Source organism: Priestia sp. 179-F W1.4 NHS (assembly GCF_045369295.1).
Classification (GTDB): Bacteria; Bacillota; Bacilli; order Bacillales; family Bacillaceae_H; genus Priestia; species Priestia zanthoxyli.
Genome location: NZ_JBIQFF010000001.1, coordinates 1,492,629 through 1,513,346, shown reverse-complemented (window position 1 = coordinate 1,513,346; position 20,718 = coordinate 1,492,629). Strand labels below are relative to the sequence as shown.

Genomic DNA, 20,718 nt, shown 5'->3' with positions numbered 1-20,718 from the left:
AGCGTGCGTAAAGGAGACAGTAAAAAAGCTTAAGAGCATAACTTGAACTTTCATGAAAAAAGAAAAAAACGAAGCAGCGCCATCATTCCAACTCCGCTAATAACGGTGAGAGATAAACTTTTTGTTTTCAGCGCAATCAGTAAGGTCGGAATGACTACGATGATGACGGGCCAGTTAATTTTCACACTGTCATTTGTTTGAATGATAAAGTTCTGTACAACAAGTGCTGTTAAAATACAAATAGGAATATAGGACAGCCATTTTAATACGGGTTCTGGTAGCGCGATGTTACGCACAACTAAAAACGGAACAATACGAGGAACTACGGTAACAAGGGCACATCCTAAAATAATGATAAGTGTTGAATAGTGGATACTCATTTATCCGTCACCACCCCAATCGTCGCTACAATAATCGTTGAAATTAAGACAGCTACATGTGAAGGTACCAAAAAAGACAGCACAATCATAATAATCGCCATATAAAGAATTAAACGTAAATAATGATTAAGTTTTGAAGGTAACACGCTTTCGATTTGTAAAACAAGCAGAGCTAAAAACATAGCCGTTAAGGCAAAATCAAATCCAAAGGCTTCCGGGTCAGATAGCAAATGCCCAAAAATGGCTCCCATCGTACAGGCGATAATCCAGCTGACGTAAGCCGTTATATTTAATCCGTTCATCCAGCGGTCATTAATTGGCTCCCCTTTTGCAATTTTATTTGAAGACACTCCAAATGATTCATCCGTCAGAAGTGCTCCAATTCCGACGTTTTTTAATAACGAATATTTTGTGAATTTAGGCGCGACCGTAGCACTCAAAAGAAAATGTCGTAAGTTAACGATGAATGTTGTGAGAATAATAGCTGAAATCGAACTGTTCGCAACCATCAGTGCACAAATAATAAACTGAGCAGCCCCGGCATACACGAGCGCTGATAATAAAGTAACTTCCATAACGGAAAGATGCGAGGACACGCCGACAATCCCGGCGGCAAGCCCTATGCTTATGTAACCGAGTAGCGTAGGGACACAGTCCTTGGCCCCTTGTCTGAACGTTAGATCCACTTTTTCTCTCTGCTGTACTGCTTTTTCTGCGATCACCGTACTCCCTCCTTTTCTGTTATATTATACATCTATACGTTATATTAAACAACGGTATGTTATACTATCTTTATAATCATTAAAGGAGTACAACAATGGACGCGATTCAAGATATTATTGCTAAAAATCTTGTTAAACTACGAAAAAATCGAAATTTGACGCTTGATCAAGTTTCTGAATTAACAGGTGTGAGCAAAGCAATGCTTGCACAAATTGAAAAAGGTAAATCCAGTCCGACAGTTACTACGCTTTGGAAGATTGCGAACGGCCTTCAAGTCTCTTTTTCTGTATTTATAAAAGAAGACACTCCGCATGTGCAGAAAGTAAGCATAAAACAGCTAGATCCCATCACGGACAACAAAGGTGATTACTTAGTGTATTCTTTTTTTCCTTATCACCCGGAAAAAAAGTTTGAAATTTACATTGTCACATTAAAGCCCGGATGCGTGCATGAAGCAAAAACTCACTTAGGAGATGAATACTTACTTATTAAAGAAGGAGAATTAACGGTTCGTTTTGAAAGTGAAGAACATGAATTAGTCTCAGGAGACGCTCTGCATTTTTCAGGAAATACCTCTCACAGCTATATCAATTCATCTGAAGAAGAAGCAAGCTTTTTTTTACTTATGCACTATCCCGAATCATGAAAAAAGAGCGTACGGATCATCCGTACGCTCTTTTTTTATTAAGCTGCGTGGGCTTGTTCTTTTTTCATTTTTTTGTTTTTCATGTATCCAATACTTACAACTGCAATCGTTAAGATAACTTGAACAGCAAGATGTAAAGCTGTACTTGGAACAAATCCACCAATAATTTTATCTTCAACAATCATTTTTCCAGCAGACCATGCGAGCATCGCCGCTCCAGCGTAAATGATAATCGGAAATTTTTCCATTGCTTTCATAATAAAGCTGCTTCCCCAAATAATAATCGGAATTGAAATTAATACACCAATCATAATTGGAACAAATTCATGAGCTACACCAGCTAGAGCTAATACGTTATCTAATGACATGACCGCATCTGCGATAATAATCGTTTTAACCGCACTCCATACCGTTGCTCCACCTTGAGGGTTATCGCCGTGTTCGTGATTATCGGCTAATAATTTATACGCGATCCAGACTAGCATCAAGCCGCCGACCGCTCCGATTAATGGAATCTTTAATAATGGGACAATAATAGCCGCAAATAATAATCGAAGACCAATCGCGCCGCCTGTTCCAATTAAAATCGCTCTTTTTTGTAAGTCTTTTGGTACGTTACGAGCCGCCATTGCAATCACAATCGCGTTATCTCCGCTTAAAATTAAATCAAGAAAAATAATTTGCAGCAAACCTTGCACTGATACGCCAATTAGTTCCTCCATAGTTACCTCCACCTTCTCTTTTTATGTAGCGTTTCTCCTCTAAATGTCCGAGCCTTTTCCTCCTTTTTTATAATTGAATACAAAAAAGACCCTTACCAAATAAGCGGTAAAGGTCTTGCTAACAACATAATGTCGCCAACAAAGCCGAGAGATAATCTCTGTAATGACGACTTTGCTGTTAAAGCTACTCCCCTTTAGGAGATACGTTCAATTATTTGTTTGTATTTACACCATTTATACTATAGCATCTCCTACATTCTGTCAATCATTTTTTATGTAAAACGATCGTCAACGCTTTCTCTTTCAATCAATTCATAGTTAGAAAGTGTAAGCTTTTCGACTTCTTCGCCGTTAACTAGCTTGATAATTCGCTGTGCTCCCATTTGGCCCGCTTCTTTATAGTAATATTTTACGGTTGTTAAGCTCGGATGAATCACACCTGTAATTTCATAGCCTCCAAAGCCGGTAATGGATACATCTTCAGGAACGCGCAGTCCGTTTAAATAAGCTGCCTTTAACGTACCAAGCGCAATGTTATCGGTCGCACATACAATCATGGACGGGTTAAATTCTTTCATCACTGCCGTAGCTGCCCCGATTGCATCGCTCATGTTAAAGCTTGTTTCATAACAGCGGATTTCGCAATCGCTGTCTTTAAGACCTTGCTTTACCCCTTCTTTTCTCTTTACTCCTACAGCTATGTCCTTTTCAGTTACGCCTAAAAAAGCAATTTTTTTATGCCCTTTTTCCCCTATGTACCTTCCAATATCGCATGCAGCCTCGTAATCTTGGTGAATTAAACTGTGAACTTCTTTATGCTCCTGTCCAATTAGCAAAACGGGAATTGAAATCGTACGGAACGCTTCCAAATGAGCTTTTGTAATCTGAACGGCAAGCAAAATAATACCGGCTACCTTCTGCTTAGCCAGCGTATAAATATTTTCAATTTCTCTTTCTAAATCTTGATTAGAATTGGAAACAATCATTTGATAGTGGTGGTCTCTAAGTTCTTGGTCAATACCATCTAATGTGCGGGAAGTCGCAAAAGAACCCATGCGAGGAACAATGACACCGATGATATTTGTTTTTTTTGCTTTTAAGCTTTGAGCAAAAGCATTTGGGCTATAGTTTGTCTCTTTAATAATTCCTTCAATTTTTCGTTTCGTCGCATCGCTCACAGACCCTCCGTTAAGGTAGCGGGATACAGTGCTTTTTGCTACTCCTGCAAGCCGAGCGATATCTGCAATAGTTGTCATTCTCTCATCTCCGTATTTTGTTGCTGCTTCTTTCACAGTATACACGAATATCGCGTGTATATTAAGTAACTGCTTTACTTTTTGATTCATAAGCGGTATGATAACCTAAACATGGATAATCATTATCCATATTGTACACATATGGCAGGAGATGATGTTTTTGCATATGAAAACAGGCGTTGAGCAATCGGTGTATGCTATTTTGCTGCTTACGTTTTTACCTGAAAAAGCTGTGCTGCCAGGAGATGTTATCAGCACTCAGCTTGGGGGTTCGCCTACGTATTTTCAAAAGCTTCTTCGCAAGCTGGTTAGCGCTGATTTACTTGCTTCCGTTCCTGGTAGCAAAGGTGGATTTCGCTTAAAGAAAACGACGGAAGAAATTCGTATTTATGACGTATACGTAGCCATTGAAGGCAAGCAGTCTCTTTATTCATCAAGCGGTATTTTTCACGATATGCTTAATTTAAAAGACAAAAATATTTGCTTATTATCCGATTTAATGGAAGAAGCCGAATCTTCATGGCAGTCCATTTTAAAACGGCAAACCATTGCCACGCTTACAAATGAAATTCATAAAAAATGTCCAAAAGAAAACCTGGACATGCTAAAAGCAACTGTAGAAGAAAAAATGGTGCTGTAGCACCCAAAGGAGATTATCATGGAAAACTTAAATAGATATTTTGATTTATTCGATCAATCACGTACAAGCGAACAAGCATTTGAAGAATTGGTGAGCCTTTTTTCAGACGATATCGTATTTGTCTTAAACGGCCACGAAAAGCAAGGCATTGAAAACTGGAAGCTGTTTGTGAAAATGGTTTTTAAAGAAAATGCTGATATTAAGCATATGTTCGAAGGCTGGAAAGCAGTTGAAGGTACAGACATGTTTGAAACGCCTTGGGCAGTATGCGGAAAACGTGCATCTGGCAGCGTATTTACTCAAACAGGAAAAGATATTGCTAAGCTAGATAAAAACGGGAAGATCAGTTATTTAGAAAACGTACCTGATGACACAAACATGTTTGATACGTATAAAAATTAATATGGAGAAAAGAAGGGCTATATAGGCCCTTCTTTTTTTACGGCGCAAACCCTTCTTGAGAAAGATAAATCATTGAAGAAGGATAAAATTTTTCAAAATAACGAATGGCTTTGATATGAATGTCTTTGTCATACCAGTCTAGGAAACCGTGCTGATCAAATAGTTCCGGCATCCCTAGCCTTTTAGACGTTTTCCCTAAGGAACCGTCTCCTAAGTACAAGGTATCAATGCAAATCCGGTCCATCATTCCTTCTATTTTCTCAGGAAATTCAGGCGTGAAAGGAAGCATTGGAGCAATGGCTACTTGCGTTGAAATTCCGCTTTCTTTTACTTTTTTTAACGCATTCATACGAAGTTTCATCCCCGGAGCATAAGGAGAAAAAATTTGTTTTACATCTTCTCGGTCTGTTTCAATAGTCATCGATACGCGAAGGTCACATACTTTTTGAAGCTGTAAAAGCAAATCAATATCTCTCGTCACAAACGGCGATCTTGTTTGAATCAGTAAAAAATCAGGCGGATGATTGATCATTGTTTCTAAAAGAGCTCGAGTGATGCCTGCTTTACGCTCAGCCGGCTGATAGGGATCTGTCGCTGAAGACATAAAAATGTACACCGGCTGCTCTTTTTTTCGCAGTTTTTGTATTTCTTTTTGATAGACTTCAGCTGCGTTGACTTTCAGCTCTAACCACGTTCCCCACTCCATTTCTTTAAAACGCTGAATTGGCAGTTCTCGTACGTAGCAAAATTTGCAGGAGAATGTACATCCAGCATACGGATTTAAACTATGAGTATAACCGGATGCCAAAAAGCCGGTCGCTTTTGTTAAAATACTTTTCGAAACCACGTCTTTTTGGTTCATCTTTCTCACCTCTTTGTCCAATAAGTATATCAAGTTCACAAATGAAAAAACTACTTTCCACATGGAAAGTAGCCCTTTATGTTTTCAACTCATCAACTTTGATTTTCTTTCTTTTCACTTGTCGTTTCAAGTAAAGAGGTTAAATATGAATTTAACTCAAATTGGTCCTTTTCAATAAAATCAGATAATACCGGCTGCTCTTCTTTTCTCATCTTTCTCCACTCCCTTTGTTTTTTATGTATGTGTTTTCAATCATCAATGGATAAAAGTAATGTACTTAACTCTACCCGTATCTACACAAAAATAATCATGGTATTTTATACTATTTTTACATTTATGCACGTTTTATTTGTATATTTTTTACAACATCACGCACATTAATAGCAAGATTAGCAAACGCATCTATTCTACTATGCAACATGAGAGGGTTTTCATCATGACGATTAACAAATCAAACGATTGTTCTAGTCTAGCTGAAGTAGTTGACCGCATTTTAGATAAAGGTGTGGTAATTGACGTATTCGCTCGTATTTCCGTTATTGGTATTGAATTGATTACCATTGAAGCTAGAATCGTGATTGCGAGCGTGGACACATGGCTGAGGTACGCTGAGGCCATTCGGCTGCTTCATAACGAAAGAGAAGATTTCCTTTCTTCCAATAACAGCGGAAACAAACTTGAACAGCTAAACCTTTTGCAAGATTTAGATTTATAAACTCATAAAGGTGGATTAGAGAAGTGAAAGTAGCCGAAATCATGGAATCCGTGACTGATTTTTTTAAAGAACACGTCGCTCCTCCTCATCGAATTATTTCGTATGAATCGATTCAAAATGGAGGATGGAAAATAACACTTGAAGCTTTTGAAGAACAGGAGTATATGAGGCGCTATGCAAAAGATGAACTGCTTGGTATCTATGAAGTGCTGGTCAATAAGCAGCATAACATTACGTCTTTTTCACGTACCAGCCTGCGCTACCGAAGCTCCCCAGCAGAGAAGTAAGCCTATTATTTTAAAGGAAAGGAATGAAACAGAAATCGATGAGTGAAGCAACGGGCATTTACATTTTTTGCAGCATTCCTGCCACGGAGGTGCATACGTTTGGCAGCGTCACGATTGATCATCAAGAAAGAGCTACTTTTACCATTCACTACCGAGATTCAGCTATAGTGGCCGCTGCCTTTCCTCTTAAAATTTATCACCCTACCAAAGAGAATGTCACAGCGCACCAGCAGGTGATTTCCAAAGTAATGAATAAGCATGATTCGGTTATTCCAATCAGCTTTGGCAATGTATTTCATAGTCAACAAGATGTTGAAATGCTGTTAGAAAACTTATATCCACAGTTCTCCTCCCTTTTCCCACAGTTAAAAGGAAAAATAGAAGTCGGACTAAAAGTAATTGGGAAAGCGGACTGGCTGAAACAAAAAGTGGGGCAAGACTCTTCTTTGCAGCAAGTACGAAACGCGCGTTCTGCCAGTGCTGATTTTTATAAACAAATTGCGCACGGAGAAACAGCTCAGAAATTCTTTTTAAAGCTTCAGCATGACTGTAAAAAAGAGCTGTATCAACATTTAGAACCGATGGCTGAAGCGTCTAGACTTAACCCTCCTATTGTCGAAACGATGCTTTTGAATGCTTCTTTTTTAATTGACCGAGAAAAAGAAGCAGCGTTTGATGAACGTGTAAATGATCTGTATGAAAAGTGGAAGCACAAAGCCGATTTTAAATATTCCGGACCGTGGGCCGCTTATAACTTTATCAATATTCAATTAAAAGTAGAAGAGAATGTATGATTCATAAACTGCTGTTATCTCCTGTCACGCTCATTGTTAAAGTTGGGCAAAAAATCAAAGAAGAAGCGGATAAGGAACTGTATGACGTTTCTTTTATTCAGCAAAAAATCGTTCATCTTCAAATGATGTATGAGCTTGGAGAAATACCAGAAGATGCATATATGGAAAAAGAAAAAGAACTGCTGCTTAGGTATGAAGCAGCAAAAGAACATGAATTAAAAAGATGGGAATCAATGACGAAGAAACAAAAGTGAGGTTGAAAGAGATGGAAAAGCTCATTTATTTATATGGTCTAGTTCCAACCGAAGAAACTAAGCAAATTGCCTTCCCCGCGCTTGAAGGCATGGACAAGAACAACCCTATCTATACTCTTTGCTTTGATGATATTACCGCATTCGTATGCGATTTGCCAAGCGTTGAGTATTCAGAAGAAATGCTAAAAGAAAAGATAGAGCAAGATATGAAATGGCTGCAAGACAAGGCTATGCATCACCATGAGACCCTTCTTTTCTTACAGAAGCACTACACGCTTCTTCCAATGAAATTTTGTACTGTCTATAAAAGCAAGGACAGCTGCCAAAAAAGAATTGTCGATAACAAAGAAAAAACCCTCTCTTCTCTTCAGCTTTTAAAAAAATCTGAAGAATGGAATATAAAAGTGTATGCCCATACGAATCATTTAAAGAGCTACCTCTTGACATACAGTGAAACGATCCAAAAGAAAAAAGAAGAAATAAATACGTTACCTCCGGGCAGGCAGTTTTTTGAACGTAAAAAGATAGAAAGGCTGATTGAAGAAGAAACAGAAAAAGAGCAGCTTTCGCTTTGTGATCACCTGCACAGTGAGATAAGTCCCTACGCCGCTTACCACACAATCAAAAATAACTGGAGTCAAAAAATAACCGGCGACAGCTACAGCATGTGCTGGAACAGCATCTACCTTTTGTCCAAGAGCAATGTGGAATCGTTTCTAAAAGCCATTAGCAACAAGCAAGCGCTTTACAAAAACATGGGACTGAACATTGAAGTAACAGGACCATGGCCTGCTTATCATATCGACACTCTCCCCTCGGAGAAAGATGCGGGATGACATCGCTGCGAAAACAAACGCTCGAGCAAAAAGACATTGCCCTCATTGATATATTAGATGTGATCCTCGATAAAGGAATTGCCATTAAAGGTGATTTATTGATTTCAATTGCCGGAATTGATTTAGTCTATCTTGATCTGCGCGTACTGATTTCTTCTGTAGAAACGCTGATAGGCTCTCATGATCGTCAAATCATTTCTTCTCAGCAGTTTGAACAGGAAACGGAGGCGTTGCGAAATGGAAAATAGCCCTAAACGGAACGGTCGCATTGAGCTGAGTGCGGAAAATGCTGAACACGGCCTAGCACAGCTTGTTTTAACCGTCATTGAATTGCTGCGGCAGCTCATTGAAAAACATGCGATTCGCCGAGTCGACAGCGGAAACCTGACGGACGCTCAAATCGAAGATCTGGGCGTGGCGTTGATGAAGTTAGAGAACAAAATGGAGGAGCTAAAATCAGTGTTTAACTTTACAAATGAAGATTTAAATATTGATCTAGGTCCGCTGGGAAAAGTGTTATAACAAGGAGTGAAAAAATGGCGGCGGAACATAACGGGCAGCTGGGCACCATTGTAGAAGTATTGGAAAAAGTATTAGATAAAGGTCTTGTTATTGCTGGAGATATTAAAGTGCAAATTGCTGATGTCGAACTCTTAACCATAAAAATCCGGCTGCTTGTCGCTTCTATTGATAAAGCACGAGAAATTGGCATGGACTGGTGGGAAACAGATCCTTACCTATGTTCAAAAGCAAATCAGTCTTATCAAAAACTCCAGGCGGAAAATGACAGTTTAACGCAGCAAGTTGCCTCTTTAACACAGCGAATTCAAGATGATTTGCTTTCGCTTGATTAACAGCTCACTTCATAGAAGGAGGAATGACAAACATGAATCATGAACAAAAATCCACGCTGTCTCCTGTTTCACAAGAGCAGCAAAGCCCCGATACTCAACTAACGGAAAAAGAAGAGCGTATGCCGGAGTATACGCATACTTCGCTTAATCCAGACTCATAGAACAAAAAGAGAAATGCCTCGGCATTTCTCTTTTTAATGTTTCTATATTTTTCTTCATTAATCATGACGTTGAGACAAATAAAGGTAAAGATAATGAACATGGCGAATGAGTACCATTATCTATTAATGACAAAGGAGAACGAGCATGAAGAAAAAAGTGATGGGAGCAGTTTATGCTCTTTTAACGCTGTTCATTTTAAGTGCCTGCAGTACCGAAGACGTTGTGACAAATAATTCAGATCCAAAAGTTTCTGTTTCTACTACAGTTAAACCGCTGACAAAAAAAGAATTTAGTGAAGTTGGAACATCAGGGTTAACAGGCCCTTCTAAAAAAGATTTTCACAAAGTACATATGACTCTTACTTTACGCGGTACGAACTACCTGTCGGATATTCAAGTTAAGCTACCTAACTATAAAGAAGCTTTTAATAACATGAAAGACGATCAGCAAACAAGATATTGGTTTGGCAGCGGTGCAGATGAAGAGCAAGAAAACAAAAACATCTATACAAGGGAATTTGTCCTTTATACGAAAGGCTTAACCGATAAGCAAATCAAAGATATTTTAGCAGCAGCTAAGGTAAAGACGTCCTGGGTGGTAAAGGATACAAAAGCGAAGGATCAATCCGAATTTGCTGCTGGTAAAAACATAAAATTTGAAGCAAAATGAGACATGCACCAATTAGCAAAAGCCCTCTTTATGAAAAGAGGGCTTTCTCTTATTATATGAAGAAGGATTACCTTGTCACCTGCAGCTAAAGGTTTGGATTTGAAGCCAGACTTTCAAAGCGCAGCATATCTTCTAAGCTATCTACCCGTTATAAACGCTAGCGCATGTTCCAGGCTTTGGCTCATAGTAGCAATGATTTTTGTATTGACCAGAAGCGGGTTGACCGTACCATGTTGGAGGGCATGGAGCGGATGGATTAAAGTACCACAGTGCATATTTCCCCGGGTGTTCTCTCCAATAATCCAAATTCTTTTTGGCTAACCTTTTTTCAACACCTCTTGCTCGTTGATAAAATACATTTCCTTTTTGAACAGCCTCGAACGAATAGTTGCCTCCCTGCACCTGATAAATAACTTGCGGAACGGATCTTAAATTCTTGAAATCTAAACAGTTTGCTTTAAGGCGATTTACAATGACATTTCCAACATACAGCATACCTTGTTTTCCTTCGCCTTCAGCTTCTGCTCTCATCATCCTTGCCATTAAAGCAACGTCTGAATCTCGATAATTTACTCTTGGCATTTTTTCACCCCAAAAATATACTATGAAAAAAAGCCGGTCTTGATGTCACTGTCCCTAAAATAACAGTAATTGAATGCTCCGCAAAAGGCTTATCCTCTTTTGTAATACAGCTGAGCAATTTGGCCGTACTGCTTCATATTAGTGAGCTTGAAGTTCATTTCTGGAATTCCTGGCTTAAACAATGGAATACCAGCTCCAAGCAAAAAGGGAATAACCGATATAATAAATTCATCCACCCTCTTTGCTTTTAAGAAATCAGCGAGAATATCAGCACCTCCCACCAGCCATATTTTTTTCGTACCTTGATTGAGGTTGTTGAGAAATGACGCCACGCTTTCGTTTATAAACTCCACATACTGATCTTTTCCTTGAGCTGAGCGGCTAAACACGTAGCACTTTTTATCGAGATACGGAAACTCGGGTGTAAGCTTCAGCACGTGATCGTACGTAGCCTTTCCCATAACGACCGCATCACACGTTTGATAAAACGCTTCGTAGCCGTTGTCCCCCTCTCCTTCTACGCTTTCTAGCCAGTCAATCTCTCCGTTTTCTCTTGCGATATACCCGTCTAAGCTTGCGGCAATATATACGACGATTTTTTTCTTCATTCCCTTTTCTCCTTTCAACTTTGCTGTTTCTGTATGATATCATCTTAATACGACACTTTTTGTCATATTAAAAGAAAAAGGTGAAAATAAATGGCTAAGTCTAGACGGCTTGTTGATATGCTTATGTTTATTAATACAAAAAGAACGTTTACGGCAAAAGAACTAGCGGAGGAATTTGGCCTTTCTGTACGGACCGTTCAGCGCTATTTGCTGGACTTAAGTGAATTAGGACTGCCTCTTTACAGTGAAAAAGGACGGAGCGGTGGTTACAGAGTGTTAAAAAACCGTATTCTCCCTCCTATCTTGTTTACGGAAGAAGAAGCTATTTCAATCTTTTTTGCTTATCAAGCTCTGCAGTATTATCATGACCTTCCGTTTGATGCAGAAATTCATGCGGCTCTTCAAAAATTTTATGTGTACCTGTCTGAAGAAACGAAGAAAAAAGTAGATAAAATAAGTGCTCATATTGCGTTTTGGAATCCTAAAAGAAACTTAGACACTCCTTATTTAAAAGAGCTTCTAGAAGCAAGCCTTACAGGAAAATATATTGAATTTCTTTATGATTCAAAGACGGGTCAAACAAGAAAAGAAGTCAAACCCCTTGGCATTTATGCTCATAACGGCTTGTGGTACTGCCCCGCTTATTCCTGCGATAAGCAAAAAGTATTATTGTTTCGAGCAGATCGTATTCACTCGTTAAAAGTTTTAGAAAAAGACGAAAAGATGTCTCTTACGTTAAAAGAATGGCTTGAAACAGAACCGGTAAACTCACAGCCGATTTCGTTAAAAGTAACCTTGACGCACGAAGGCGTTCGTCAGTGTAAAGGCGTTCCGTGGCTTGAAAATCACGTGAAGGTAACGGAAGACGGGTGCGGCTATATCGATACGATAACTGATGGAAATGAATTAAACTACATGGCTTCTTTTTTCTATACCTTAGGTGCTCATGCTTTAATTGAAGAACCTAAGGAGCTAATTGAAAAAATTTGCTGTCACGCAGAAGAAACGCTAAGGCGCTATAAATGAGGTGGGTTTAGTTATGTCTCAATCTGACTATAAAAAATAACCTCCGCTATTTAGCGGAGGTTATTTTTTATTTACCCAGCCCACACGTCTTTTGCGTATCGGCCCTTTTCTTCTAGCTGCTGCAGCCATAAGCGAGCGTCTGCTTCACTTACTTCATGAACATCAGCATAGCTTTTAATAAGCGTTGCTTCAACGTCAGGTGCCATTTGGCTTCCGTCTCCGCAAATATAGAAGTGCGCTCCTTGATCAAGAAGTTCAATCAATTTCGTGCCGTCTTGTTCCATAACGTGCTGAACGTATGTTTTCGGCTGATTTGGTACGCGTGAAAAAGCGGTATGAAGTGTAATGACACCTTCATTTTGTGCATTTTCAAGCTCTTCTTGATACAGATAGTCTTCATGAGGTGAACGGCAGCCAAAGTATAAATGCGCTTCTCCAAGCGACTGTCCTTGTTCTTTTAACTGCTTGCGAGCCTGCACAAAGCCTCTAAACGGCGCGACGCCTGTTCCTGGTCCGACCATGATAATCGGTGTTTCAGGATCTTTTGGCAGCGTAAAGCCTGACTGCGGTGTGGAAACAAAGCACGTAATTGTATCTCCTTCTTGCAGCTCAGCAAGATAGTTCGACGCAATTCCTTTATATTCTCCATATCCGCTCCACGCCTCTCCTGAGACGACGCTAACCGTGATGCTTGCTTGTTTTTCATCGACACGAGGTGATGAAGAAATGGAGTAATAGCGCGGACGCATGCTTGGAAGAAGAGCGATAAATTCGCTGAATTCCATTTCACACGCCGGATATTTTTCAAGCAGTTCAAGCATTGTTAAGCGTTTTGCCAGCACCTTTTCTTTATACGCTTGCTTTTCAAGCAAGGCTTCAAGCTCCACTTTATGCGGCGGGCAGACCGTTTTAGCAGCCATTGCGCGAAGCTGTGTGCGCGTAACAGGATCTTGAAGCTCCACATATTGCAGAAGCTCTTCTACTAATACGGTTTTACCGAGTGGCAAATGCGCTAATTTTTCTTCTTCAGCTTCCAAACGGATTTGCTGTGATGCATCTAGACCGAACCTTGTCGTTACACGATTTACTATTCCTTCATAGTTGCGAGGAATAATACCTAAATGATCTCCTTCTTGATAAGAAACTTCTTTTGGAAGCTCAATTTCAAGATGACGCGTGCTTCGTTCACTGCCTGGTTTTTGTAGTTCTTTGCTTGCTACAACGTTCGCCGAAAAAGCACCGTGCATTTTCGCAAGCGGCATGTCCGTAGCGCTGTCGACAAATTGAAGTGAAAGCGTAGATTTATTATCTTCACTGTTTTCTATGTCGAGGTTAAAGTAAGCTGCTACGTCACTCCACATATGTTCACGCCATTCTTCGTATGTGCCTTCAAAGTCGTCGCTTGCATCTGCTTCGCCGCGTTCAGCTATGTTTTCTGCCCCTTTAGCTGCAAGCGTTTCATCGATAAAAGCAGGCACTTTTTGATACGTAGTAGCCCAGTTTTTATCGCCGCATCCAAATACGGAGTAGCGAACGCCTTTGACTTCATCAGCAGATGCTTGGTCTAACCAGTCGACAAACTGCTTTGCGTTATCAGGCGGATGTCCGTTATAAGAAGCCGTTACAATTAAAACAGCTCCTTCACGAGGAAGATTTCCTGCATGGGAATCAAGCGTTGCAACCTGAGGTGCGAATCCTTTGCTCATCGCAATATCTGCTAAATCCCTCGCCGTTCCTTCAGCTGTTCCCATATTTGAACCGTATAACACAAGCAGCGGCGTATTATGAGCGTTCTCTAGCTTTTTGCGTGCTTTTTTAGCAGGCTGTTCCGTGCTAGGTGAAGGAATGCCACCAAGCGGAATTTTTTTTGATTTTGCTTTTACAACAAAGCCTTCAGGTTTTAACGTTAAAGTTTCTTTAATATCCATCTCGTAGTTTGTATGATCTTCAAAATCAAAATGTTTTAGCATCATACCAAGTACAAGCGTTGCTTCATGAAGAGCGAACTGCTGACCGATACACGCACGCTGACCGTTTCCAAACGGTTTAAACGCATGCTGCGGAATCGCGCTTGGATTTTCAAAACGCTCTGGGCGGAACTCTTCCACATCGTCTCCCCAAATCGTTTTATCACGGTGAAGCTGAGGAATCAGAACCATCAGTTCATCGCCTTTTTCTAACGGATATTCTCCTCCAAGCACCGTATCCTCTTTTGCATATAGAGAAAATGCAGGAGCTGTCGGCCATAGGCGAAGCGCTTCGTTTAAGACCATGCCGACGTATTTAAGCTGTTTCACTTGTTTATAGCTTGGAACAGGATCTACTAAAACTCGTGCTGCTTCTGCTGCTGCTTTTTGTAATACATGTGGATTTTTCACTAAGAAATACAGCGCAAATGATAAAAGACCACTTGTCGTTTCGTGTCCCGCAATTAAGAACGTAATAATTTGATAGCGAATGTTCTCATCATCAAGCGGCTCACCTGTTTCTGGGTCTTTTCCGTTTAGCATATGCGTTAATAAATCATCGCTTTGTTCACCGCTTGCCTTGCGATCTGCGATAATTTTATCTACTAGGTTGTTCATCACCTTAACATCTTCTTGAAACTGGCGCTTATTTTCATCATAAGCTGGGTCATCCGGATTTGCACGCTGTAGCTTTTTCATCGATTCGTCTAATGCACGGACCATACTTGTAATAAACGGGTGCGGTTGATCGCGGTAAAAGCTGTTAAAGCGATAGTTAAAACCGCAAAGACCAATGGTATCAAGCGTTAATCGTGTCATATCTTCGGGCACTTCAATGTGCTCGTCTGCATTTAGGCGCTCCCACTTTTGAATAAGCTGTACGGCGATATCGACCATCATCGCGTGATAGCCTTTCATAGCCTGCTGGCTAAAGCTTGGAAGTAAGATGTTGTGCGCTTTTTTCCAGTTTTTCTCATGAGTCCAGCTTGTAAATAAACCGTCTCCTGCAAAATCACGCACAAATTTAAGCGCTTGACTTAAGTTTTTATCGAATCGGGACTCATCACATGCTTCTTTAATTAGACGCTGACTTGATAAGTAGCGCGTTACACGGCCAGGCGCTTCAAATTTAAAGATTTCCCCTAATTCATCCGCAATTTTCATCAGCGTTTGAAGTGGTTTGTCTGTGTTTAATAATGGTAAGTTTTTAAGCTCTCCAAACGTTTTTGGCTGAGGCATTTCTTTAATTGTCATGTTATCCCTCTTTCATTTGTTAAGTTTTATGATTGTCTGCTAAGTGCTGCCCACAGACTCTCTTCTACACCTGTAAGAAGTTCATCAGTTAAAGATAAGTAGTCATTTTCAATCATTTCATATACTTCCATAAAGCTTCCAAATAAAATAGCAATGAGCGCATTTTCAGGAAGGTTTCTAATAATGCCTTGCTTTTGTCCTTCTCTGAAGAACGTGCAAACAAATTCCACCAGCTTTTGATAGGCTAAGCGACTCTCTTCTGTTAAAAAAGCTCCTTGACTATGAGTTTTAATAAAGCCAAGCGCACGAGGATGATTTTTAGTGAATGTCACCATACCTTCAAAGATATGATGAAATCCATCTCGATATCCTTCTCTTTCGTTAGCCAGGCCGCTTTCAATACACTGTAAAAACTCGTTTACATGCTGCTGAAACAGTTCGTTTACAAGGCTTTCTTTATTTTTAAAGTAGCGATAAATTGTTCCTGCTCCTACTTTGGCATTTTCTGCAATCATTGGCATCGTGGTTGCATCAAATCCTCTTTCTGCAAACAGCAGAAGCGAAGCAGAAAAAATCGCTTTTTGTTTTGTTGGAGTAGATTCCACTTTATCACCTCTTTCCAAAAACGGAATGAACGTTCATTCCGCTACAATTACAAGTATAAAAAACTGCTTCTTAATAGTAAAAAGATAACTAGACAAGTGGAAAGAAAAGGTTCTTTCACTCTAATTTTATACCATTTAAAGGTAAATAATGGAGTCTTTCAGAATATTTTATGCTTACAGAAAATTAGTCCACTTATCCCCTTGATTAACATAATTTAACATAATCTATTAAAGGAAGAAGTTTAAAGGAAAAGTAAGGTGGAAATAGAAAAGAGTTACACAAGGCGTAAAGGAGGATTAAAAATGAACCAAGCAAGAGTGATAGAATACGAAGAAATGCTTCGCTCAGCCATGCTTTCTAATAACGTAGAGTTATTAGAAGAATTACTTTCAGATGAGCTTATTTTTGTGAATCACTTTGGGCAATGGTTGTCAAAAGAGCAAGATATAAATGCTCATCGTTCAAAAAGTCTTGATATAGGGGGCATCGAAGTGTTGGAACAAGAAATTAAACTGTTTCAAGAACTTGCCGTTACCGTTACAAAAGTAGCGTTAAATGGGTCGCTGGCAACTGGTGAATCTATTGGAGGCGAATACTGCTATACGCGAATTTGGAAAGATGTTGAAGGAACATTAAAGGTTGTTTCTTGTCACTGCAGTTCTAGCGCATAATCAACGCTGCCATAATAAAAAACATCCCTCCTTTCATTTGCATTCACAAAGAGGGATGTTTTTTGCTAGTTAAAAGATTTTCTTCCTGTCTCTGTCATCTTTTAAAATCTCCACGGCCTCACGGAAACGCTGTGAATGAACAATCTCTCTTTCTCGTAAAAATCGTAAGCTGTCGTTTAAATCTGGATCATCTGATATATCAATTAACCATTGATATGTAGCTCTTGCTTTTTCTTCTGCCGCTATGTCTTCATAAAGATCTGCAATCGGATCTCCTTTTGCCTGTATATACGTAGCTGTAAACGGAACGCCAGCAGCATTATTGTAATAAAGTGCACTATCATGGTTTACATAGTGTTCTGTCAATCCAGCTGCCTTCAGCTGCTCCGGCGTTGCATCTTTTGTTAGCTTATAAATCATCGTCGCAATCATTTCAAGATGAGCAAACTCTTCTGTCCCGATATCGTTTAGCAGTCCAACAACTTTATCGGGAATGGTATAGCGCTGATTCAAATAACGAAGTGCAGCTGCAAGCTCTCCGTCCGCTCCCCCGTACTGTTCCATTAAATATTTGGCAAGCGTTGGATTACACGTACTTACTTTAACTGGATACTGCAATTTCTTTTCATACACCCACATATAGTTCCCGCCTTTATCTGCTTATATTTGCCATGGCCAAGGGCTTGTTCCCCAGCTCCACTTCCCGTCGGTATAGCTGTTTCCATACTGCTGGAGCGGCCCGTACTTTGTTTCAAAGTTTCTTTTTAACTGCATAGCCTGCTGCGCGTATTCGTTAAACTGCTGCATAGCCTGCTGGTCATCTGGATGGGTATCTAAATACAGCGTTAATTCTACAAGTGCAAAATCAATCGCCTGTATTTCTTCTAAATCCTGATAGTACTCCGGAGGTAGTTTTTTCATTCTTCATCCCTCTTCTTATCTTTGTATGGATTTTCATAGTAGTCCCAAAAAGCCGGCCACAGCGTTCCTTTTTTTAGCGCTTCTTTTGGTGAAAACTGCTGCAGATTCGCGGGCTGAAATCCCATGTATAATTGAGGCGGCGTAGAATAATATTTAACTCCTATCGGCCGGCACGGATCATAGATACTGTGGAAAGGTTGATAGGTCTTAACCGGTGTAAACATCTTTTTTGGATTGTTATCCATGAAAAGTCCTCCTCTAGAAACACACTCTGTTTTATCCTATTCAGTTTTTATCGAGTTCATGAAGGAATTCATTCCCGACTTAAGAACCAAACTTTTCTTCATAAAAAAGACCTATGTAAAAAACGCTATAGTTGCCCAATCCCTTTAGGCAGCTTTCTCATACTTTATAAAATAGTGATTAAGAAAATAGAGGTGCTTAAAAAATGGACATTAATTACATGGATTTTTATTTTTACCCAGCACGATTTCTTGGACCTCAACTCCCGCCCGGTCCACCTAGACCACCAGGCGGTTTACCTACACCTGACCCGCAGCAAGCTCCAACTTCCCCTCCGCCGGCATTTATTCCAGCTCAGCAAACGGCAACTCCATTTGCTGTTGACCCAGGAGCCATTTCTCTTTGTCTATTCCGCAATACGTTCATATGGCTTAGAAACGGCTCTAGCTTCTGGTATTTCCCTATTTTTGTAGGATCGCGGTCGGTTGCAGGATTTAGATGGAACGGACGTTTTTGGACCATTTTCAGTGTCGATACACGACAAATTGTTTCGTTTAAGTGTTTTTAAACGTTAAGAAAAGCGATTGAGACATAGCTAAATCAATACAATTTAAAGACGATAAAATTGAATACATGAACTAGTATCGGTGGCTTGTTACACTGCTGTTGATTTCCGTGCATGGCTTCGCTTTCCGCGGGCGGCCGGTGAGCCTCCTCGTCGCTTGCGCTTCTGCGGGGTCTCACCTGTTCCGCTTTTCCCGCAGGAGTCTTCGCCTTGCCCTCCAATCAACAGCTAGAAATAACTGAATAAATATATGAAGGCTATGTTCACCATACTAATAAAAAAATCCGAACGAGTTTGATTCTCCATCAAGAATCAAACTCATTCGGATCTTCCTTCAACTAACATATTTTTATCCCAGCCTCTTTTTTGCTTATTAGCTACTATTACACGATTGTTCTTATTCCAAAACCAATCAGCAGCACGCCGCTGCATCTCTGAAAAACTTTTTGAAACATCGGTTTTTTAAGCCATTTTTTCACGTAATCTACTACATACACTAAGATTAAAAACCAACCTACCGCTATGAGTGTAAGAATAAAACCAAGCATAAGCAGCTGCTGATTCGTGTGAGCATCCAAGTTGATAAACTGTGGCATGAATGTAATATAAACCAATACCGTTTTAGGGTTAAGAAAATTACTAAGAGCTCCCTGTATGTATGATTCTTTATAGGCGTGATTAGATGAAGGCTTAACAGCTTTTTCTTCTTCTGAAATGTGCTCCAATGAGAGCGTATTTTTTGTCAGAAATACCCTGATACCTAAGTAAAATAAATACGCGGCACCTATATATTTAATGGTGTTGAACAGATACACCGACTGCGCGATAGCAACAGACAAGCCAAGCACAGCAATTAACGTCCAAAACGTGAGGCCTGTAGCCATGCCGAGTATGGTAAAACGTCCTGCTTTTGCTCCGTGATGAAGCGTATTTTTCATGATAAGAATCGTATCAGCACCAGGTATCATTGACATAACCAGCGCCATCAGCATATAAGCAGCTAAATGATCCACAGCTCTTCTCTCCTTTTTAAGCTATTACTAGCATTCTGTTTTCTTTTCACTTTCAAAGATTTTCATGTATTGTTTTGGCGTTAGCCCCACCTGACTTTTAAAAAATCGAGTCAAATGACTTTGATCACTGAATCCAGTTAAAAAGGAGACGTCAATCGGTTTTTGTCCCTGTTCTAGAAGCTTTTTAGCCTGATTGATTCGAACTGTTTCTAAGTAGCTGTATGGAGAGATTCCTTTTTGCTTTGTAAAAGAGCGCAGCAGCCGGTATTTGCTCCATCCAATTAGCTGACTTAACTCATCCAGCGTGATCTTGTTTGTATAGTTGTCTTCCAAATAGCTGCAGATTGTTTTGATTTCATGAGACGTGTCAACGGCTGATGAAAGAAAAGAAAGATTTGAATGATCCTGCATGAGTTCTTCTAGCAAATATAAAAATAACTCTTCTTTCTTAAACTCATGTTCACCATTTAAAATTTGCAAATGAAGCTCTTTTAAACTAGAGACAGCCTCACTTCTTTGTACCACATTGCTGTTAAAACGCGGAAGACTTTCACTTCCGTTAATGTCAAAAACAGCTTTTTTCATCGCGTCTGGCGTCACGTTAATACAGCGATAATCAAGCGTTTTGCCGTCTATTTGTTCACAGCTATGGACATCATACGGATTAAACAGCAGTAAATCGCCTGGATTAATGATGTATTCTTTGCCTTGGCAAATTAAATGACGCTGACCTTCTTCAATAAATCCAATCACATAATACTCGTGAAAATGAGCAGGAAACTTTTGCATAATTCCTTTAAAACGATAAGCTTCAATATGTAAATCAGCGTCAACGTGCGCCGTGCGAATTTCTTTTGTCATCAATCGACCCCTCCTTGTCACATACTAAGCTCTTTAACCATATCATTCACTCGAACATTTTTCTTGTATGATATTGCAGATAAGACTTTTGCATTATTTTTCTCCATTTAGCTACGGCTCGTACTAATCACTCTTAAGAGGGATTTCTCTTCTTTCCTCTAGTAATTTTCCGCTCAAATGATAAAATATAGACACATTT

The 20,718-nt window shown here is 39.7% G+C and carries 31 protein-coding genes; 16 read left to right on the top strand and 15 right to left on the bottom strand.

Translation table 11 applies throughout. The features are described from left to right. Positions 1-50 precede the first annotated feature (50 nt). Together ACH0CI_RS08170 and ACH0CI_RS08165 are read right to left on the bottom strand one after the other, a co-directional pair. Positions 51-380 (bottom strand): AzlD domain-containing protein, encoded by a 330-nt coding sequence (locus tag ACH0CI_RS08170; protein WP_048018926.1) that lies wholly within the window; start codon positions 378-380, stop codon positions 51-53. Continuing rightward, positions 377-1,102, bottom strand: a complete 726-nt coding sequence (locus ACH0CI_RS08165; RefSeq protein ID WP_033580524.1) for an AzlC family ABC transporter permease — start codon at positions 1,100-1,102, stop codon at positions 377-379. Before ACH0CI_RS08165 ends, ACH0CI_RS08170 begins: the two co-directional genes overlap by 4 nt. A 95-nt stretch (positions 1,103-1,197) precedes the next feature. Between ACH0CI_RS08165 and ACH0CI_RS08160 the strand changes: the two genes are divergently transcribed. Continuing rightward, on the top strand, positions 1,198-1,749 hold the full coding sequence (locus ACH0CI_RS08160) for a helix-turn-helix domain-containing protein (RefSeq protein WP_335707577.1): 552 nt from the start codon (positions 1,198-1,200) through the stop codon (positions 1,747-1,749). A 38-nt stretch (positions 1,750-1,787) separates the two neighbouring features. Here ACH0CI_RS08160 and ACH0CI_RS08155 read toward each other — a convergent pair whose 3' ends face one another. Both ACH0CI_RS08155 and ACH0CI_RS08150 read right to left on the bottom strand, forming a co-directional pair. Beyond that, a complete protein-coding gene (locus ACH0CI_RS08155) occupies positions 1,788-2,471 on the bottom strand; it encodes a TerC family protein (RefSeq protein WP_028414478.1) in 684 nt (227 codons plus the stop codon). A 272-nt stretch (positions 2,472-2,743) separates the two neighbouring features. After that, positions 2,744-3,817, bottom strand: coding sequence for a LacI family DNA-binding transcriptional regulator (locus ACH0CI_RS08150; protein ID WP_406901240.1), 1,074 nt, complete (start codon positions 3,815-3,817; stop codon positions 2,744-2,746). A 70-nt stretch (positions 3,818-3,887) separates the two neighbouring features. Between ACH0CI_RS08150 and ACH0CI_RS08145 the strand changes: the two genes are divergently transcribed. Beyond that, positions 3,888-4,367: an RrF2 family transcriptional regulator gene (locus ACH0CI_RS08145; protein ID WP_406901239.1), complete on the top strand. Its 480-nt coding sequence runs from the start codon at positions 3,888-3,890 to the stop codon at positions 4,365-4,367. Positions 4,368-4,385: 18 nt separating this feature from the next. Beyond that, positions 4,386-4,769: a nuclear transport factor 2 family protein gene (locus tag ACH0CI_RS08140; RefSeq protein ID WP_028414480.1), complete on the top strand. Its 384-nt coding sequence runs from the start codon at positions 4,386-4,388 to the stop codon at positions 4,767-4,769. Between the two features lie 37 nt (positions 4,770-4,806). On the opposite strand, the gene ACH0CI_RS08135 is transcribed toward ACH0CI_RS08140, so the two are convergent. Beyond that, positions 4,807-5,631 (bottom strand): SPL family radical SAM protein, encoded by an 825-nt coding sequence (locus ACH0CI_RS08135; RefSeq protein WP_406901238.1) that lies wholly within the window; start codon positions 5,629-5,631, stop codon positions 4,807-4,809. Between the two features lie 436 nt (positions 5,632-6,067). Between ACH0CI_RS08135 and gvpA the strand changes: the two genes are divergently transcribed. The 10 genes from gvpA to ACH0CI_RS08085 all read left to right on the top strand — a co-directional run bounded on the left by gvpA (position 6,068) and on the right by ACH0CI_RS08085 (position 10,202). Beyond that, on the top strand, positions 6,068-6,346 hold the full coding sequence (gene gvpA, locus ACH0CI_RS08130) for a gas vesicle structural protein GvpA (protein WP_029714942.1): 279 nt from the start codon (positions 6,068-6,070) through the stop codon (positions 6,344-6,346). A 23-nt stretch (positions 6,347-6,369) separates the two neighbouring features. Further along, entirely contained in the window at positions 6,370-6,633 is a 264-nt protein-coding gene (locus tag ACH0CI_RS08125) for a gas vesicle protein GvpO (RefSeq protein ID WP_013057922.1), read from the top strand. 23 nt (positions 6,634-6,656) lie between these two features. Then, positions 6,657-7,427: a GvpL/GvpF family gas vesicle protein gene (locus tag ACH0CI_RS08120; protein WP_335707581.1), complete on the top strand. Its 771-nt coding sequence runs from the start codon at positions 6,657-6,659 to the stop codon at positions 7,425-7,427. After that, positions 7,424-7,681, top strand: a complete 258-nt coding sequence (locus tag ACH0CI_RS08115) for a gas vesicle protein GvpG (protein WP_033580519.1) — start codon at positions 7,424-7,426, stop codon at positions 7,679-7,681. Before ACH0CI_RS08120 ends, ACH0CI_RS08115 begins: the two co-directional genes overlap by 4 nt. Positions 7,682-7,692: 11 nt before the next feature. Then, positions 7,693-8,517 carry a GvpL/GvpF family gas vesicle protein gene (locus ACH0CI_RS08110; protein WP_406901237.1) on the top strand — a complete coding sequence of 275 codons (825 nt, stop codon included), beginning with the start codon at positions 7,693-7,695 and terminating at the stop codon, positions 8,515-8,517. Continuing rightward, the gene (locus tag ACH0CI_RS08105; protein WP_033580517.1) at positions 8,514-8,765 is read left to right on the top strand and encodes a gas vesicle protein; all 252 of its coding nucleotides are present in this window, start codon (positions 8,514-8,516) and stop codon (positions 8,763-8,765) included. The genes ACH0CI_RS08110 and ACH0CI_RS08105 overlap by 4 nt, the downstream gene beginning before the upstream one ends. Beyond that, complete coding sequence (locus ACH0CI_RS08100) at positions 8,755-9,039, top strand: gas vesicle protein K (RefSeq protein ID WP_406901236.1); 285 nt, start codon at positions 8,755-8,757, stop codon at positions 9,037-9,039. The genes ACH0CI_RS08105 and ACH0CI_RS08100 overlap by 11 nt, the downstream gene beginning before the upstream one ends. 14 nt (positions 9,040-9,053) lie before the next feature. Next, complete coding sequence (locus tag ACH0CI_RS08095; protein ID WP_013057928.1) at positions 9,054-9,371, top strand: gas vesicle protein; 318 nt, start codon at positions 9,054-9,056, stop codon at positions 9,369-9,371. 32 nt (positions 9,372-9,403) lie between these two features. Next, entirely contained in the window at positions 9,404-9,532 is a 129-nt protein-coding gene (locus ACH0CI_RS08090; protein ID WP_255219776.1) for a hypothetical protein, read from the top strand. A 145-nt stretch (positions 9,533-9,677) separates the two neighbouring features. After that, positions 9,678-10,202: a hypothetical protein gene (locus ACH0CI_RS08085; RefSeq protein WP_033580515.1), complete on the top strand. Its 525-nt coding sequence runs from the start codon at positions 9,678-9,680 to the stop codon at positions 10,200-10,202. A gap of 141 nt (positions 10,203-10,343) precedes the next feature. On the opposite strand, the gene ACH0CI_RS08080 is transcribed toward ACH0CI_RS08085, so the two are convergent. Further along, the gene (locus ACH0CI_RS08080; protein ID WP_013083968.1) at positions 10,344-10,784 is read right to left on the bottom strand and encodes a cell wall hydrolase; all 441 of its coding nucleotides are present in this window, start codon (positions 10,782-10,784) and stop codon (positions 10,344-10,346) included. Between the two features lie 89 nt (positions 10,785-10,873). Further along, a complete protein-coding gene (locus ACH0CI_RS08075; RefSeq protein WP_406901234.1) occupies positions 10,874-11,392 on the bottom strand; it encodes a dihydrofolate reductase family protein in 519 nt (172 codons plus the stop codon). A gap of 90 nt (positions 11,393-11,482) precedes the next feature. Between ACH0CI_RS08075 and ACH0CI_RS08070 the strand changes: the two genes are divergently transcribed. After that, on the top strand, positions 11,483-12,418 hold the full coding sequence (locus tag ACH0CI_RS08070; RefSeq protein ID WP_154992032.1) for a helix-turn-helix transcriptional regulator: 936 nt from the start codon (positions 11,483-11,485) through the stop codon (positions 12,416-12,418). A gap of 71 nt (positions 12,419-12,489) precedes the next feature. Here the strand turns inward: ACH0CI_RS08070 and ACH0CI_RS08065 are convergent, their stop codons facing one another. Together ACH0CI_RS08065 and ACH0CI_RS08060 are read right to left on the bottom strand one after the other, a co-directional pair. Continuing rightward, on the bottom strand, positions 12,490-15,639 hold the full coding sequence (locus ACH0CI_RS08065; RefSeq protein WP_406901233.1) for a bifunctional cytochrome P450/NADPH--P450 reductase: 3,150 nt from the start codon (positions 15,637-15,639) through the stop codon (positions 12,490-12,492). Positions 15,640-15,665: 26 nt separating this feature from the next. Continuing rightward, complete coding sequence (locus tag ACH0CI_RS08060; protein ID WP_328132750.1) at positions 15,666-16,244, bottom strand: TetR/AcrR family transcriptional regulator; 579 nt, start codon at positions 16,242-16,244, stop codon at positions 15,666-15,668. Between the two features lie 303 nt (positions 16,245-16,547). On the opposite strand from ACH0CI_RS08060, the gene ACH0CI_RS08055 reads away from it, so the two are divergent. Continuing rightward, positions 16,548-16,916: a nuclear transport factor 2 family protein gene (locus tag ACH0CI_RS08055; RefSeq protein WP_335707585.1), complete on the top strand. Its 369-nt coding sequence runs from the start codon at positions 16,548-16,550 to the stop codon at positions 16,914-16,916. Positions 16,917-16,985: 69 nt separating this feature from the next. On the opposite strand, the gene cotJC is transcribed toward ACH0CI_RS08055, so the two are convergent. The 3 genes from cotJC to ACH0CI_RS08040 are packed head-to-tail and all read right to left on the bottom strand — an operon-like array spanning position 16,986 to position 18,082. Further along, on the bottom strand, positions 16,986-17,555 hold the full coding sequence (cotJC, locus tag ACH0CI_RS08050) for a spore coat protein CotJC (protein WP_025751043.1): 570 nt from the start codon (positions 17,553-17,555) through the stop codon (positions 16,986-16,988). A 21-nt stretch (positions 17,556-17,576) separates the two neighbouring features. Continuing rightward, entirely contained in the window at positions 17,577-17,837 is a 261-nt protein-coding gene (locus ACH0CI_RS08045) for a spore coat protein CotJB (protein WP_335707586.1), read from the bottom strand. Continuing rightward, positions 17,834-18,082, bottom strand: coding sequence for a spore coat associated protein CotJA (locus tag ACH0CI_RS08040; protein WP_033580510.1), 249 nt, complete (start codon positions 18,080-18,082; stop codon positions 17,834-17,836). The genes ACH0CI_RS08045 and ACH0CI_RS08040 overlap by 4 nt, the downstream gene beginning before the upstream one ends. A 203-nt stretch (positions 18,083-18,285) precedes the next feature. On the opposite strand from ACH0CI_RS08040, the gene ACH0CI_RS08035 reads away from it, so the two are divergent. Continuing rightward, positions 18,286-18,648, top strand: a complete 363-nt coding sequence (locus tag ACH0CI_RS08035; RefSeq protein WP_406901232.1) for a transporter — start codon at positions 18,286-18,288, stop codon at positions 18,646-18,648. A gap of 87 nt (positions 18,649-18,735) precedes the next feature. Here the strand turns inward: ACH0CI_RS08035 and ACH0CI_RS08030 are convergent, their stop codons facing one another. The 3 genes from ACH0CI_RS08030 to ACH0CI_RS08020 all read right to left on the bottom strand — a co-directional run bounded on the left by ACH0CI_RS08030 (position 18,736) and on the right by ACH0CI_RS08020 (position 20,519). Beyond that, positions 18,736-18,870: a hypothetical protein gene (locus ACH0CI_RS08030; protein WP_260503752.1), complete on the bottom strand. Its 135-nt coding sequence runs from the start codon at positions 18,868-18,870 to the stop codon at positions 18,736-18,738. Positions 18,871-19,028: 158 nt separating this feature from the next. Further along, the gene (locus ACH0CI_RS08025) at positions 19,029-19,658 is read right to left on the bottom strand and encodes a LysE family translocator (RefSeq protein ID WP_028414490.1); all 630 of its coding nucleotides are present in this window, start codon (positions 19,656-19,658) and stop codon (positions 19,029-19,031) included. Positions 19,659-19,685: 27 nt separating this feature from the next. Next, positions 19,686-20,519 (bottom strand): AraC family ligand binding domain-containing protein, encoded by an 834-nt coding sequence (locus ACH0CI_RS08020; protein ID WP_335707588.1) that lies wholly within the window; start codon positions 20,517-20,519, stop codon positions 19,686-19,688. Positions 20,520-20,718 lie beyond the last annotated feature (199 nt).